The 14,290-nt window shown below is 71.4% G+C and carries 14 protein-coding genes; 13 read left to right on the top strand and 1 reads right to left on the bottom strand.

The genetic code is table 11. The annotated features are described in order from the left end of the window. Nucleotides 1–30: 30 nt before the first annotated feature. Nucleotides 31–1,137, top strand: a complete 1,107-nt coding sequence (locus ACIQM3_RS29230) for a ScbA/BarX family gamma-butyrolactone biosynthesis protein (protein ID WP_401629468.1) — start codon at nucleotides 31–33, stop codon at nucleotides 1,135–1,137. On the opposite strand, the gene ACIQM3_RS29225 is transcribed toward ACIQM3_RS29230, so the two are convergent. Beyond that, on the bottom strand, nucleotides 1,122–1,718 hold the full coding sequence (locus ACIQM3_RS29225) for a TetR family transcriptional regulator (RefSeq protein ID WP_401629465.1): 597 nt from the start codon (nucleotides 1,716–1,718) through the stop codon (nucleotides 1,122–1,124). The genes ACIQM3_RS29230 and ACIQM3_RS29225 overlap by 16 nt on opposite strands. Nucleotides 1,719–1,821: 103 nt before the next feature. Between ACIQM3_RS29225 and ACIQM3_RS29220 the strand changes: the two genes are divergently transcribed. The 12 genes from ACIQM3_RS29220 (at nucleotide 1,822) to ACIQM3_RS29165 (ending at nucleotide 14,270) form a co-directional block, all read left to right on the top strand. Continuing rightward, on the top strand, nucleotides 1,822–3,030 hold the full coding sequence (locus ACIQM3_RS29220; protein ID WP_401629462.1) for an acyl-CoA dehydrogenase family protein: 1,209 nt from the start codon (nucleotides 1,822–1,824) through the stop codon (nucleotides 3,028–3,030). A 302-nt stretch (nucleotides 3,031–3,332) separates the two neighbouring features. Then, nucleotides 3,333–3,833 carry a MerR family transcriptional regulator gene (locus ACIQM3_RS29215; RefSeq protein ID WP_401629459.1) on the top strand — a complete coding sequence of 167 codons (501 nt, stop codon included), beginning with the start codon at nucleotides 3,333–3,335 and terminating at the stop codon, nucleotides 3,831–3,833. A gap of 334 nt (nucleotides 3,834–4,167) precedes the next feature. After that, entirely contained in the window at nucleotides 4,168–5,514 is a 1,347-nt protein-coding gene (locus ACIQM3_RS29210; protein ID WP_401629456.1) for a class I adenylate-forming enzyme family protein, read from the top strand. Beyond that, on the top strand, nucleotides 5,511–6,314 hold the full coding sequence (locus tag ACIQM3_RS29205; RefSeq protein ID WP_401629454.1) for an SDR family NAD(P)-dependent oxidoreductase: 804 nt from the start codon (nucleotides 5,511–5,513) through the stop codon (nucleotides 6,312–6,314). The genes ACIQM3_RS29210 and ACIQM3_RS29205 overlap by 4 nt, the downstream gene beginning before the upstream one ends. After that, complete coding sequence (locus ACIQM3_RS29200) at nucleotides 6,308–6,577, top strand: phosphopantetheine-binding protein (protein ID WP_401629451.1); 270 nt, start codon at nucleotides 6,308–6,310, stop codon at nucleotides 6,575–6,577. The genes ACIQM3_RS29205 and ACIQM3_RS29200 overlap by 7 nt, the downstream gene beginning before the upstream one ends. A gap of 1 nt (nucleotide 6,578) precedes the next feature. After that, complete coding sequence (locus ACIQM3_RS29195; protein ID WP_401629448.1) at nucleotides 6,579–7,625, top strand: AvrD family protein; 1,047 nt, start codon at nucleotides 6,579–6,581, stop codon at nucleotides 7,623–7,625. A 29-nt stretch (nucleotides 7,626–7,654) separates the two neighbouring features. Beyond that, nucleotides 7,655–8,359, top strand: a complete 705-nt coding sequence (locus ACIQM3_RS29190) for an AAA family ATPase (RefSeq protein WP_401629446.1) — start codon at nucleotides 7,655–7,657, stop codon at nucleotides 8,357–8,359. Nucleotides 8,360–8,451: 92 nt separating this feature from the next. Beyond that, the gene (locus ACIQM3_RS29185; RefSeq protein ID WP_401629443.1) at nucleotides 8,452–9,942 is read left to right on the top strand and encodes an MFS transporter; all 1,491 of its coding nucleotides are present in this window, start codon (nucleotides 8,452–8,454) and stop codon (nucleotides 9,940–9,942) included. 63 nt (nucleotides 9,943–10,005) lie between these two features. Further along, the gene (locus tag ACIQM3_RS29180) at nucleotides 10,006–10,455 is read left to right on the top strand and encodes an ester cyclase (protein ID WP_401629440.1); all 450 of its coding nucleotides are present in this window, start codon (nucleotides 10,006–10,008) and stop codon (nucleotides 10,453–10,455) included. An 85-nt stretch (nucleotides 10,456–10,540) separates the two neighbouring features. Next, nucleotides 10,541–11,422 carry an FAD binding domain-containing protein gene (locus tag ACIQM3_RS29175; protein ID WP_401629437.1) on the top strand — a complete coding sequence of 294 codons (882 nt, stop codon included), beginning with the start codon at nucleotides 10,541–10,543 and terminating at the stop codon, nucleotides 11,420–11,422. 53 nt (nucleotides 11,423–11,475) lie between these two features. Next, nucleotides 11,476–11,973: a (2Fe-2S)-binding protein gene (locus tag ACIQM3_RS29170; RefSeq protein WP_401629434.1), complete on the top strand. Its 498-nt coding sequence runs from the start codon at nucleotides 11,476–11,478 to the stop codon at nucleotides 11,971–11,973. Further along, complete coding sequence (locus tag ACIQM3_RS29165) at nucleotides 11,970–14,270, top strand: xanthine dehydrogenase family protein molybdopterin-binding subunit (protein ID WP_401629432.1); 2,301 nt, start codon at nucleotides 11,970–11,972, stop codon at nucleotides 14,268–14,270. The genes ACIQM3_RS29170 and ACIQM3_RS29165 overlap by 4 nt, the downstream gene beginning before the upstream one ends. Nucleotides 14,271–14,290 lie beyond the last annotated feature (20 nt).

Raw genomic sequence — 14,290 nt, 5'->3', positions numbered from 1 at the left:
CCTCCGCTGGTCCACTTGGGGGGACTTGAGATGCTTCGGAGCAGTGATCAGCGCACGGACGGTTACGAGATCCAGGGGATCGGCACCAGACCCGGTGCGGGCGGTGACGAACCGGCGAACGGCTTCGCCCCGCGCGCACTCGACTACCTCCAGCCCGTCCCCCGGCACATGGTGCACCGCGCCGCCGTCGCCGAGGTGTTCGTGACCGACTCGGTCCGCACCGGGGAGGACCGGTTCCTGGTGGCGGCACAGTGGCCCCGGGACCACGCCCTCTACTCACCGAGCCGCTCCGGCATCAGCGATCCGCTGCTGCTGGCCGAGACGGTCCGCCAGACCCTGGTCTACCTGGCCCACCGCTTCTACGGAGTGCCGCTCACCCACCGGTTCGTCGGCAGCGGCACGGCATTCCGCATCACCCGGCCGGAGTTGCTGCGCATCGGGGACGCGCCGCTGCCGGTGGTGCTCGACGCCCGGTGGGAGTGGGTGGGCAACCGTCCGCCGCGCCGCTACGGGATGCGTCTGACGGTGGTGCTGACGATCGGCGGGCAGGTGTGCGGCGAGGGGGAGATCAGCGCCGTAGCCGTCAACGACCGTACGTACAGCGGTCTGCGCGGGCGCGGCGCGGCACCGGCGGACGCCGACTCCCCGGCGATCGGGACGACGCGGGTCCCGCCGTCGTCCGTCGGGCGGCTGCGCACCAAGGACAGCGTCCTGGGCCTGGGTGCCGACGGGTCCTGGCAACTGCTGGTCGACCTCCGGCACGCCATCTACTTCGACCACCCCAGCGATCATGTGCCGCTCATGGTCATGCTGGAGGGCTTCCGGCAACTCGGCCACCTCCTGCTGAACGGGGACGACGGGAACGCGACGACGGACGCGCGGTCCGCGGACGGCGAGACCGTACTCATTGGGATGTCGGTCGACTGCCGGGCCTTCGGCGAACTCAACGCGCCGATCAGCCTGGTGGTGAGCGGGCGGCAGCCGTGCGAAGGCCCGGCCGCGCCCGGCACGCTGACCGTCGAGGCGGTCCAGAACGGCACCCTGCTGGCCACCTGCCTCTCCACGTGGGCCGGCCCTCCCGGCCTGCCCGGGGAGCTCGCCGCCAGCGGGGCGGCTGCCGATCACGGCCCGGCCTGACCCTCGTCGCGCGATGCGGCCGAGACGGCGCTCCAGAGCGCGGCCACGCGCCCGGCCAGGCCCTTCCGGTCCGCCGCGGAGGCAGTGACGTACGCGCCCACCAGGATGACCAGGGCCAGGTCGGCCGGCTCTCCGGCCTGATGCGGGGGTGTCTCGCCGGATGCTGCGGCATCCGGCGAGGCACGGCTCACGGAGTGCGCGGAGCGCGGCGGCCACCGTAGGCGACCGGGCACCCCCGGCTCCGTCTGCGCGGCGTCGAGCATGAGGCGCAGCCCCGCGTTGACCCGCGCATCGGCCTCCACCTCACGCGCGAACTCCAAGGTCAGCGAACGCAGTTCGGTCAGGTCATGCCCCGATCCGCGCTCGCCCAGCTCATCCAGGAACGCTGCCAGATGACCGCTGAGCGCTTCCGCCAGGTCTTCCTTCCGCGCGAAGTGCCCGTAGAGCGCTCCCTTCGTCAGGGAGGTCCGGTCGACCACGCGCTGCAGGTTCGCGTCCGAGTAGCCGTACTGCGCGAACTCCTCCGCGGCGGCGTCCAGAAACTGCTCGTACGTACGCCGCGAACGCTCCTGCTTTGCCATCCCATTACCTCCGCCGACCTGGAGAACGACCATCTTACATAAAAATACCTTCTCCCACGAATGTTCAGTGCACATCGGAAGCCGGATCCAGGGAGCACTTCACATGACAGAACGAGCGATCACGCCTCCGTCCACCACGGACCCCCTCTTCGCCCTGCCGGCCGTTCCGGAGGCCTGGCTGCCGGCGCCCCGCCCGGAAGCCCTGCGAGCGGCTGCCGCCGCAGGCGCCGACGCCCGTCGGGCCGACGGGGAGGGGCGGCTGTCCCCCGCGACCGTCGAGGCGGTGACGGATGCAGGCCTGCCCGCCCACTTCGTGGGACACGGCGGACGGAGAGCCGGGAGTTTCTCCGCACTGTTCGCGGACGTCACGGCCCTGGCCCAGGAGTGCCCGTCGGCCGCCTGGTGCGGTGCGCTGTGGGCAGCGCACGGGCGCTTCGCCTCCTGCCTTCCGGAGCGCGGGCGGCACGAACTGTGGGCCGCCGGTCCCGATGCGCGGATCGCCTCGGCGGTCGCGCCGCCGGCCGGCTCCGCGGTGGCGACGGCGACGGGCCTGCGACTGAACGGCGTGTGGGAGTGCGTCAGCGGCGCCCGGTACTCGGACTGGGTCCTGCTGGCGACACCGGTGACCGGGCCCTCCCCGGACGACGGGAGGCCGGACATCCGGGTCCTCGCCGTACCGACGAGCGAGCTGACGGTCCACGGCACCTGGAACGCGACGGGGCTGCGGGGCACCGCGAGCGACGCCGTCGAGGCGTGCGAGATCCTCGTGCCCGCCCACCGCTCCTTCTCTCTCACCGGCATGCTGGACGGCACCGGCAACCGCGGCGCCGACCGTCCGCACCGCGCCCCGGCACAGCTGGCGGGCGGCCTGATCTTCTGCGCGACCGCACTGGGCGCCGCACACGCGCTCCGGAGGGCGTGGGCCGACTGGGCGACGGGAGACGCCGTTGGCACCGGCGGGCGAGGCGCCTACGACAGCCCGGCCGTGCGCGACGCGCTGGCAGTGTCCTCGGCCCGCATCGACGCCGCGCATCTCCTGCTGGCCCGCGCGGCGTTCCGCGCGGACACGGAACCGGTGACGGCGTCCCTCACGGCCGTCAACCAGCGGGACGCGGCGTTCGCCGCGGGTCTCCTGCTGGAGGCGGCCAACCAGCTCTTCGGCGCGGGCGGCGCGCACGTACGCGACGCCGCCGGCGACGTCCAGCGCCTGTGGCGCGACGTGCAGACCGCCGCCCGCCACGGCGTCCTGCGCATGGAACCGGCCGCCACCTCGTACGCGCGGGCCGAGGAGTCCTTGCCCGGCCTGGGCTGAGCGGCGGTCAGCCACCGGCAGCGCACACCCCCGTCCCCGTTCGCATACGTGCGAGCGGGGACGAGCCGTCTGTAAATAAACGTTCAAGAACGAATGTCACCGCAGCTCAGGAACGAATCACCATACCCCCAGGTGAAACGCGTTCGAGCCGCCCTCACGACACACCAAGGGAAGGCAATGTCAAGCCGTTCCGGGCCATAAAGAAACCTTCGCGGACGAATTTTTCGATAGCATCGTGTTCATCGATCGGCTGAGTCTGCCGGTCAGGTTCTTACGCGTTGTCCTTACCAGGGGGTCAGACGATGCCTGAGCGAAACCGTCCGCCGGACGGACACCACTACACGATCACCGAGGTCGCCCAGCTCACCGGACTGCGGCCACACACGCTGCGCTGGTACGAGGAGATGGGGCTGGTCACCGATGTGGGCCGCGGCCCGGGCGGGCGCCGGTCGTACGAGACCTCTCATCTGCGCTGGCTCGACTTCCTCGCCCAGGTGCGGGAGACGGGGATGACAGTGGCCGATCTGACGCGGTACGTGGAGCTGGTGCGCCAGGGCGAGGGCGAGGAGAGCGTCGCCGAGCGTCGCGCCCTGCTGGAGGCCCACAGGTGCCGGCTGGACGACCAGTCCGCCCGCCTGGCGCGGTGCCTGCGTCATGTCGACGACAGGCTCGCGTCCTACGGACGGGCGGAGCAGCGACTCCCCCTCACCGCCGAGCAGACGAACGTCCGGGGCGGCCGTCCGGACCCGTCGGCCTCCGTAACGGGCCGTCCGGCCGGGGCGCCTGTCCCGGCCTACGCCTGAGGAGATGGCCGCCGGCCCGCGGCGGCACCGAGTGACGCTCGACACTCACAACTGAACTTGCTTCAGGCGCACTTGAACTTCGTAGCGTCATCGTCACAGCAAGGAAGCCGCGCTCGCGGACGGCGTCCGGAAGCTGCCGCCGGAGCACGCATCGCGGCGTCGTCCCGGCCGGACGACCGCCTCCGCGGGGGACGACGAAGTCCTCCCCGGACAGTGCGGCCCGGTGTCCCCGACACACCTTTCTCATGTTCCCGCCGCTCTCGTCACGGTCGCCGTGTTCACCACGCGACCCGAGCAGCCGGCGCACAGCTTCGGCACAAAAGGGGGAAACGAAATGATCACATCATTCCTGGCGCGTCTGCACCGATTCGGTGACGCGGACGCGATCGTCTTCGATTCGGTGCGATACACGTACACCGGTCTGGTCGCCGGCATCGCGCGATGGCGGACGTTCCTGGACGACCACGCGGTCACCGCGGGCCAGGTCGTGGCCCTGGAGGGGCCCGGGTCCTTCGAGACCTGCGCCGCCCTGCTCGCTCTCGTCGAGCGCGGCGTCGTGCTCGTGCCGCTGACTCCGCTCCCCGAGGCCAAGCGGGCTGAGTTCCACGAGATCGCCCAGGTCGAGGCAGTCGTCACCATAGGCGCGGACGGCACCGGCCAGTCCTTCGCACGGTCCGGACGGGCCGCGGACCACGAGCTGTACGGGCGGCTGCGTTCGGCCGGGCGGGCAGGCCTGGTGCTGTTCAGCTCGGGCACGACCGGCCGCAGCAAGGCGACGGTCCTGGACTTCACGAAGGTGCTCGCCCGGTACGGCGAACCCACCAGGCCGCAGTCCACGCTGGCCTTCCTCAACCTGGACCACATCGGCGGCATCAACACGCTGCTGCACACACTCAGTCAGGGCGGCACCGTGGTCACCCTGCCGGAACGCACACCGGACACCGTCTGCGCGGCGGTCGCGCGCTTCGGGATACGGGTACTGCCGACCACCCCCACGTTCCTCAACATGCTGCTGATCTCCGGTGCGTACCAGCGACACGACCTCAGCTCCCTCACCCTCGTCACCTACGGCACCGAGCCGATGCCGCTCGGCACCCTCCAGCGGCTGAAGGCGGCACTGCCCGCCGTCCGCCTCAAGCAGACGTACGGTCTCTCCGAACTCGGCATCCTGCCGACCAGGTCGAAGGGGGACGACACCCTGTGGGTGCGCCTGGGAGGGCCGGGGTTCGAGTACCAGGTGCGTGAGGACGTGCTCTGGATCCGCTCGGACATGGCGATGCTCGGCTATCTCAACGCCCCCGCACCCTTCGACGACGAAGGATTCTTCAACACCCAGGACGCGGTGGAGGTGGACGGCCCGTACGTCCGCATCCTGGGGAGGCGTTCGGAGATCATCAACGTCGCCGGGGAGAAGGTCTACCCCAGCGAGGTCGAGAACGTCCTCCTGGAACTGGACGAGGTGGCGGACGTCACGGTGTCGGGGCGTCCGAGCCACGTCACCGGCATGGTGGTCAAGGCCGTCGTCCGCCTCACCGCCGGCGCCGACCACGAGGGGTTCGGCCGCCGGGCCCGGGTCCACTGCCGGGGCAGGCTGGAAGCGTACAAGGTCCCCGCGGTCGTGGAGATATCCGAGGCCGAGCACCACAACGACCGCTTCAAGAAGACCCGGAGCCTGGTGTGACGGCGCCGGCCGGTGCGGTGCCCGGCACCGTGGCCGGGTCCGCGACGCCGGAGGGAGCACCGGACGGAGCGCCCGAGGACGGCCGCGTCGCGGTGGTCAGCGGCGGCAGCCGTGGTCTGGGGCGCGTCCTGGTGGAGCGCCTGCTCGCCGACGGCTGGCGGGTGGCGACCTTCAGCCGGACGGCCAACGACTTCACGGCCGACAGTGAGCGGCTCCACCCGACCCGTTTCCACTGGGAGGCCGCCGATCTCACCGAACCGGCGTCCATGCGGGCCTTCGTACGGGGTGTCAACCGGCGCTTCGGGCGGGCCGACCTGCTGGTCAACAACGCGGGCGTTCTCCACCAGGAGCTCTTCCTGACGACCGCGCCCAAGCGGATCGACACCCTCCTCACCACCAATCTGCTCGCCCCCATGATGCTCACCCAGGCGTGCGCCCGGCTGATGACCCGTCAGGGCGGCAACATCGTCAACGTCTCGTCGATCAACGCCATCCGCGGCTACCGGGGAGTCTCCGTCTACGCGGCGGCGAAGGCGGGACTCGACGGGTTCAGCCGCAGCCTCGCCCGTGAACTCGGAGCGTTCGGCATCCGGGTCAACTCGATCGTCCCGGGCTTCTTCGACAGCGAGATGACCGCCGAGGTCACCGCCGGCAACCGGGAGAAGATCCAGCACCGCACGCCGCTGGGGAGGCTCGGAACCGTCGAGGAGATCGCCGACGCGATCCTCTTCCTCACCTCTCCCCGCGCCCATTTCGTCACCGGTCAGTCCCTTGTCATAGATGGAGGAATCACATGTTGAGCAAGGCCGAGATAACCGAACTCGTCGTCGTCCGGGTACGCGATCTGGTGCTCGATCCGGAGCTGGCCGAAGCCGTCGCCCCGCCGGTCCCCCTCATGGAACTGGGCCTGAACTCCCTCATGCTCGCCCAGCTGCTCATCGAGCTGGAGGCGGAGCTGGACGTCGACCCGTTCGAGGAGCAGTTCTCCATCACCGACATGCGTACGGTGCAGGACCTCGTGGACGCCTACGACCAGGCTCTCGCAGCCGGTGCGGCGGTCTGACATGGCTGCGACCGAACTGCTGCTGCGCTCCATCGACGACTACCTGGGCCCGGCCGAGGGCCGCTTCTTCTCACGGGGCTACCAGCGTGCGGTCTACGACGTCCACACGGTGGCCGTCACCGGTGCCCGGGCGTGCGACGCCGGGGTCACCGCGACCGCCGACATCACGTATCCGGCCGACTGGTCGAAGAAGAAGGCCGGCGTCGACCTGCGGCCCCACCTGAGCACCGTCGACGCGCTGGTGCTGGGTGTCCAGCTGGCCGAGGCCCACACGGCCCACGCCTGGGGCCTCGGCGCCGCGGAGCGCAGGACCGTACGGCTGGCCAAGGTGGTGCTGCGTGCGGGAACAACCCCTCAGGAGGTGCTCAACGACATCCCGCTCTCCGCCTCCCTGACGCGGACCGGCCCCGAACCGGACGAGCCTGGTCTGCACCGGTCCGTCTACGACTGCTCGGTGGGCGGGCTGCGGGTGAGATGCGAACTGGTCCACCCCGTCGTGGCGGAGGCGACGACCGGCGTCGTCCACGATTCCCTGACCGGCCTCCTCGGCCCCGGGGAACCCCGCTTCTACGGCGAGGGCTTCAAGCTCCGCCGGCACACGGTGAACGACGTACGGGTCTCCGTCCCCGAACTGACGGCGCACGGAGCGGTCGCCTTCACCCCGGTCGCCGGCAGCCCGGAGCCCACCGAGGGCGTCGAGGGAGCGCGGCAGCCCTCCGTCTCCCTGATCGACTGCTTCGTCGTCACCCTCCAGCTGGCCCAGGTGCTCATGTACGAACTCGACTCCGTCTCCCGGGAGAACAGCAACACGCTCTGGATGATGCAGACCTCGCTCGAGGCGCCCCGGGCCCCCGAGCCTCTGACGGCCGGAGACCGGGCGCCTGCCCTGCCCCTCACCGCCACCACCGCGGTGACGGCCAAGCGCACGCTCCCGCTGCGCGGCGCGGTCTGGCGCAGCGTCGAGCTGAGCGGCGAGCTGGCGGGCATCCGGATGCGCGCCACCTTCGCCCACGAACTGCCCGCCGACGCCAAGGCCGCCACGGCCTGAGCGGCCCCCCATCTACAGGAAGTACACCCATGCGACTGTCCATATCCGGTACGTACTCGGCCGGCAAGACCTTCACCACCATGGCCCTCGCCCACTACACCGGCATCCCGCGATCGCCCGCACGGACGATCCGGGAGATCATGCCGGACGCCGTTCCCGGCAAGGCCCTGACCGAGGTCACCCCCGCCGAGTACATCCAGCTCGCGGTCCGCCGCCATGTCGGCCGTGCCGTCAGCGAGGCACTGCTGGGCGACAACTTCGTGGCCGACGGTTCGTCGCTGCAGGAGTGGACGTACGCCGCGGCCCGTGTCGAGTTCGGCATGGACCCCGGGGCGGACACCGGAGTGCCGTCCCCTCCCACGGCCGAGATGCTCTTCTTCGGCGAGGTCGCCGACCAGCTCGGCCACGCCTTCCGCCAGCACGTCAAGGAGGGCTTCGACGGCTTCGTCCATCTGCGCAACGAGTTCGCGCTCGGCGCCGACGGCCACCGGCCGATGAACGAGGGCTTCCGGGCGCGGTGCGACGAACTGCTGCTGCGCGCCCTGGACGACCTGGCCATTCCGTACCTGCCCGTGGGCGGTTCCGTTCCCGAGCGCCTCACGACGATCGTCGGGCACTTCGGTCTGCCCGTCGTACGCGGACTGGACGAGGCGATCGCCCTGGCCGAGGCCGATTACGCGAAGGTCGACTGGCGCCTGGAGAAGGCCCGCCTGCCCGCCGTGTCCGCCGCCTGACCGCACGTCACCCATCAGCCGGCCGGTGCGGCCCCCCGCCGCACCGGCCCGTCCGGGGCACCGCCCAGGATCCCGAGAAAGCGAACGCCATCATGTCCCAGCTCACCGACACGGCCGCCCAGCCGCGCCCGGAGCCACCCGCAGCCCAGCCGCCGGCGCCCTACGCGAAGCGCTGGCTGATGCTGCCCGTCCTCCTCGCCGCCATGTTCATGGCCCAATTCGACCTCTACGTCGTCAACGTCGCCGCGCCGTCGCTGGAACACGACCTCGGCGCCGGCCAGGCCGCACTCGAACTCATCGTGGCCGGTTACGGGTTCACGTACGCCAGCGGACTGATCACCGGCGGACGTCTCGGGGACCTGCTCGGCTCCCGGGCGATGTTCCTCTACGGCACGCTGGCCTTCACCCTCGCCTCGCTGCTGTGCGGACTCGCGCAGAACTCGGGCGAACTCGTCGGCGCCCGCCTGCTGCAGGGCCTCACCGGCGCGGCCATGGTGCCGCAGGTGCTGGCCACGATCACCAGCGTCTTCCCCGCGGCGGAGCGTGCGAAGGCACTCGCCTGGTTCGGCGTCACCATCGGCGTCGGCGCCGTGGCGGGCCAGGTCCTGGGCGGCGTACTGCTCCAGGTGGACGTGCTCGGCCTCGGCTGGCGCGTGATCTTCCTGGTCAACGTGCCGATCGGGCTGGCCGCCGTCGGCTTCGCGCTGCGTCTGCTGCCCCGTCGGGCGCCGGGCGCCGGCGTCAGGCTCGACCCGCTGGGTGCCCTCGGGATCTCGGTCTCGCTGGCCCTCTTCCTGCTCCCCCTCGTGATCGGCCGCAGCGAGGGCTGGCCGGTCTGGGCCTGGATCTGCCTCGTGGCGTCGGTGCCCCTGATGGCGCTGACCCTGAAGTGGGAGAACACCCTGCTGCGCCGCGGAGGGCAGCCGATGCTCGACACCCTCCTGCTGCGCAACAAGGTGTTCGTGCAGGGCCTCGTCGTGTGCTTCGGAGCCTTCTGCGCCTTCTTCAGCTTCATGTTCGCCCTGACCCTGGTCTTCCAGACCGGTCTCGGGCTCAGCCCTCTGAAGGCCGGCATCATGTTCACGCCGCTGGGCCTGGCGTTCGCCATCGCCTCGATCCTCTCCCCGCGCATCGCCGCCCGGCAGGGCGCCAGGCTGATCACCATCGGCACGGCCGTGGCCGCGGTCGGCATGCTGGCGCTCGTCATCGACGTCCAGCTCTCCGGGGACGCCACGACCGCGCTGCGCCTGGTTGCCCCGATGATCCTCATCGGTCTCGGCAACGGACTGGCGGTACCGGCCGTGACCGGGGCCGTGCTGGCGGGTGCCCGTCCGGCACAGGCGGGGGCGGCCGCGGGAGTGCTGACCACGTCGCAGCAGTTCGCCAGCGCCGCGGGTGTCGCCGTACTGGGCACCGTGTTCTTCGCCGCGGTCGGCACCCGGCACAGTGTCTCCGCCTACGGCGACGCCCTCACCTGGGTCGCCGCCATCGACCTGGCACTGGTCCTGCTCGCCTGCCTGATGAGCACCCGGCTGCCGCGTCCTCCCAAGCCCGTGGCCACCGCCCCGGCCGCCGCTCGCTGAACCAGCCCTCCGAGGGGGCCGGCCCGCCCGGCCCCCTGCCCGTATCCCCGAAGGAGCCTCACCATGACCGGGACAGCCCCGTCCGTCCTCGCGGACCGCAAGCGGCGTATCGCGCTGCTGTTCGAGGAGATCATCACCAACAACCGTCTGGAACTGGCCGACGAGATCTTCGCCGAGGACTTCTACTGGCCGCAGTTCGACCTGCGCGGCCCGGAGGGCGTCCGTACGTGGGTGCGTGCCTTCCGTACCGCCTTCCCGGACATCAGCGACCTCGTCCAGGAGCAGACCGCGGAAGGTGACCTGGTGGTGACCCGCGTGGAGTGCATCGGCACCCAGCTGGGCCCGTTCCGGGGACTGCCGCCGAGCGGCAAGCGGGTCACCTTCACCGCCATCGGTATCGACCGGTTCGACGGCGAGAAGGTGGTCGAGCGTTCGGCCCACTTCGACATCGTCGACCTGATGCGGCAGTTGGGACACGAGTCCCTGCGGGTGCCGCCCGTCGCCCAGCCCTGAGTCGGTCGGCGGCCCCCGTACTCCGGCGGGCCGCCACCGTACGCCCCTCCCCTCCGTACCCGTCCCACCCCGCTCAGGAGAGATCATGAAGCCGGTCCGGTTCGCCTATCACCAGCCCACTTCCGTCGGCGAGGCGATCGCGCTGCTCGGCTCCTTCGGGGGCACGGCGCGGGTGCTCGCGGGTGGGCAGAGCCTCATCCCCCAGCTGAACCGCCGCGCCGTGCGGCCCGGGGCCGTCGTGGACATCGGCCGGCTGCCCGGGCTGCGGCATTTCGGCGGGGAGGGCGAAGGCCTGCGGATCGGCGCCCTCGCCACCCACCACGACCTGGAGACTGCCGAGCGGTTGCCGCCCGGCTTCGCGGTGGTGCCGGAGACCGCGCGGCTCATCGGGCATCCGCCGGTGCGGACCCGGGGGACCCTGGTCGGCAGTCTGGCGCACGCGGACCCGCGGGCGGAGTGGTGTCTTCTCGCCGTCCTCATGGACGCGGTGGTCACCGTACGCGGGGCCTACGGGGCGCGATCGCTCCCTGTACAGGACCTGTTCGCGGGTGGCGGGCGCACCGTCCTCGCCCAAGACGAACTGCTGACCGACGTACTCCTGCCCCGGCCGGAGCCCGCTGCCGCTCTCTCCGAGACGGCCTTCCAGGAGGGCGGACTGCCCCTGGTGGCCGCCGGCGCCGCGGTCCGCCTCGGTCCCGACGGTCTCGCCGTTTCGGTCAGGGCCGCCCTGGCCGGCACCGCCGACCGCCCGGTGCGGCTGCCGGCGCTGGAGCGTGCCCTGTGCGGCACGCGGCCGGACGGGGGCTGGCAGGACAGGGTCGGGGAAGCGGTCGCAGAGCTGCCCGACCCTCCGTCCGACGAGCTCGCGGAATCCTCCTACCGCCGCCGCGCGGCCGAGGCGATGCTCCTGCAGGCCTTCGAGCGGTCGGTCTCCCGCGCCCGGGCCGCCGTACCGGCCGACTCCTGAAAGCCCGTCATTCCCGATCTCCCACCCGACGTTCCAGAGAAAGCAGGCAGGCGATGGACTCCCCCACAGGCACCGCGGAACGCTCCGTGCGTCTCACGGTCAACGGAGAGCAGCGGACCATCTCGGTCGAACCCTGGCGCGGCCTCGCCGACGCCCTGCGCCGGAAGCTGGGTCTGACCGGCACCACCGTCGGCTGCGACCAGGGTGAGTGCGGAAGCTGCACCGTCCTGGTGGACGACGCCCCCGTGCGGTCGTGCCTCATGCTCGCCGCACAGGCGGACGGCGCCGTCGTCGAAACCGTCGAATCGCTGGCCCCCGACGGAAAACTGGGCGAGCTGCAGACGTCCTTCAGCGAGCACGGCGCCCTCCAGTGCGGCTTCTGCACCCCCGGTTTCCTGATGCTCGGCACCGGTCTGCTGCGCGCGGAACCCGCCGCGGACCGCGCGCGGATCAGGGAGTGCGTCAGCGCCAACCTGTGCCGCTGCACGGGATATGGCTCCATCGTCGACGCCCTGGCCGCCCTGGCCGACTCCCCCGAGGAGACCTCATGAGCGCCATAGGTCTGTCCGTGACCCGGCTGGAGGACCAGCGTCTGCTGACCGGCCGGGGGCGTTTCCACGACGACGTGACGCGTCCCGGCCAACTGTGGATGCGTGTGGTCCGCTCGCCGTCCGCACACGCCCGGCTCATCGGTGTGGACACCCGGGAGGCTCAGCGGCTGCCCGGTGTCACCGGTGTGTACACCGTCGCGGACCTGCCGGGTGACCTGCGCATCCCGGTACGCCAGCCGCACCCGGGGCTCGACTTCACGCCCTACCTGCAGTCCCCGCTGGCCACCGGGTTCGTCCGTTACGTGGGCGAACCGGTCGCGGTCGTCCTGGCCGACGACCCCTATGTGGCGGAGGACGCCGCCGACCTGGTGACCATGGAACTGGAGGAGCTGCCTGTCGCGCTGGACGCCCGGGGCGCCGCCGGAGGGCGGCCGGAGAGCCTGGGCGGCGCCGACGCCGAAGTGGGCGTGGTGCGTTTCGCGTACGGGGACGTGGAGGAGGTCTTCCGCACCGCCCCGCACGTGGTGACCGCCGAGCTCGGTACGGGCCGCCACAGCGGCACCCCGCTGGAGCCCCGGGGGCTGGTCGCCGAGTGGGACGAGCGCGCGGAGCGCATGACGATCTGGGGAGCGACGAAGGTTCCCTACTTCAACCGCAGGGTGCTCACCACACTGCTCGGCCTGCCCGAACACAGCATCCACATGCTGGAGTCCGACGCCGGCGGGAGTTTCGGGATCCGCGGCGAGTTCTATCCGGAGGACCTCCTCGTTCCGTTCCTGTGCCGGCTGACCGGCCGCCCGGTCAAGTGGTCCGAGGACCGCGAGGAACACTTCCTGGCGGCGAACCACGCCCGCGAGCAGCACCACCGCATCGAGCTTGCCTTCGACGACGAAGGGACGCTGCTGGGGCTGCGTGACGAGGCGTGGCTGGACAGCGGTGCCTACATCCGCACGCACGGCGCGGTGGTCGCGGCCCTCACCTCGGCCATGATCTGCGGTCCCTACCGGCTCGCCGCGTGCAGCAGTGACGTCCACATCGTCATGACGAACAAGACGCCGATCGGTACGTACCGTGCCCCCGGCCGCTTCCAGAACAACTTCGTACGCGAGCACGCCATGGATCTGGCCGCCACACGCCTGGGCATCGACCCGGTCGAGCTGCGGCGCCGCAATCTGCTCGACGCCACGGAGCTTCCGCACCGCCGGCCGATGCAGGTCTTCGGAGCCCCGATGCTGCTGGACGGCAAGGACCACCTGGAGCACTTCGACAAGTCCCGGACGGCCGTGGGATACGAGGACTGGCGCGCCGAGGCCCGTGCGGCTCGGGCGGCGGGCCGGCTGGTGGGCACCGGATGCGCGGTCCTGCTGGAGAAGGCGGGGCTCGGCCACGACAGCGCCGTGGTGGACATCGGCGTGGGCGGCGCGGTGCGCGTGTCGATGGGCGGGGCCGGATCGGGGCAGGGCATCGAGACGGTGATGGCCCAGATCACGGCGGAGGAGCTGGATGTTCCCGCCGGGACCGTGAAGGTCGTCCTCTCCGACACGGACATCCTGCCGGACGGCGCGGGCAGCTTCGCCAGCCGTTCCACCGTGGTCGGCGGAACGGCGGTGAAACTGGCCGCGGAGGCGGTGGTCGCCAAGGCCAGACGGGTAGCGGCCGTGCTCCTGGAGACGGACACGTCCCGACTGGTCATGGCCGGGGGCGAGGTGGTCGTGGCCGACGCCCCGGAGCGGAGGGTGCCGCTGGCGGCCGTCGCCGCCGCCTGCTTCACCCCGCGGTTCATCCGCACCGGGGAGGAGCCGGGCCTCATCGGGCGTGGCACGTACGTCGCCGACGGGATGACCTATCCGTACGGCGCCCACTACACGCAGGCCGAGGTCGATCCCCGTACCGGAAAGGTCACCCTGCTGCGTTACGCGGTCAGTTACGAGATCGGCCGCGCCGTCCACCCGCGGTCCGTCCACGGCCAGCTCGTCGGTGGCGTCGCGCAGGGGATCGGTGGGGCGCTCTTCGAGGAATTCCGCTACGACGAACTCGGCAGACCGCTCTCCCTCACCTTCCGCGACTACCTGTGGCCCCGCGCGGCCGATGTGCCTGACATCCAGGTCGAGTTGTACGAGGACTCACCGGCACCCGGCAATCCGCTGGGCGTGCGCGGTGCCGGCGAGGGCGGCACCGCCGGCGTGGGCGCCGCCGTCGCCAACGCCGTGCGTGACGCCCTCCAGCTCACGGGCGACGTCGGGAGGCTGCCGCTGCACCCGCCGAGGGTGCTGGACCTGCTGCTCGCCCGCCGCTGACCCCGTTTCCCGGCCTCCTG

This window comes from Streptomyces sp. NPDC091271 (genome assembly GCF_044757505.1).
Taxonomy (GTDB): Bacteria; Actinomycetota; Actinomycetes; order Streptomycetales; family Streptomycetaceae; genus Streptomyces.
This window is presented reverse-complemented; position numbering and strand designations above follow the sequence as displayed.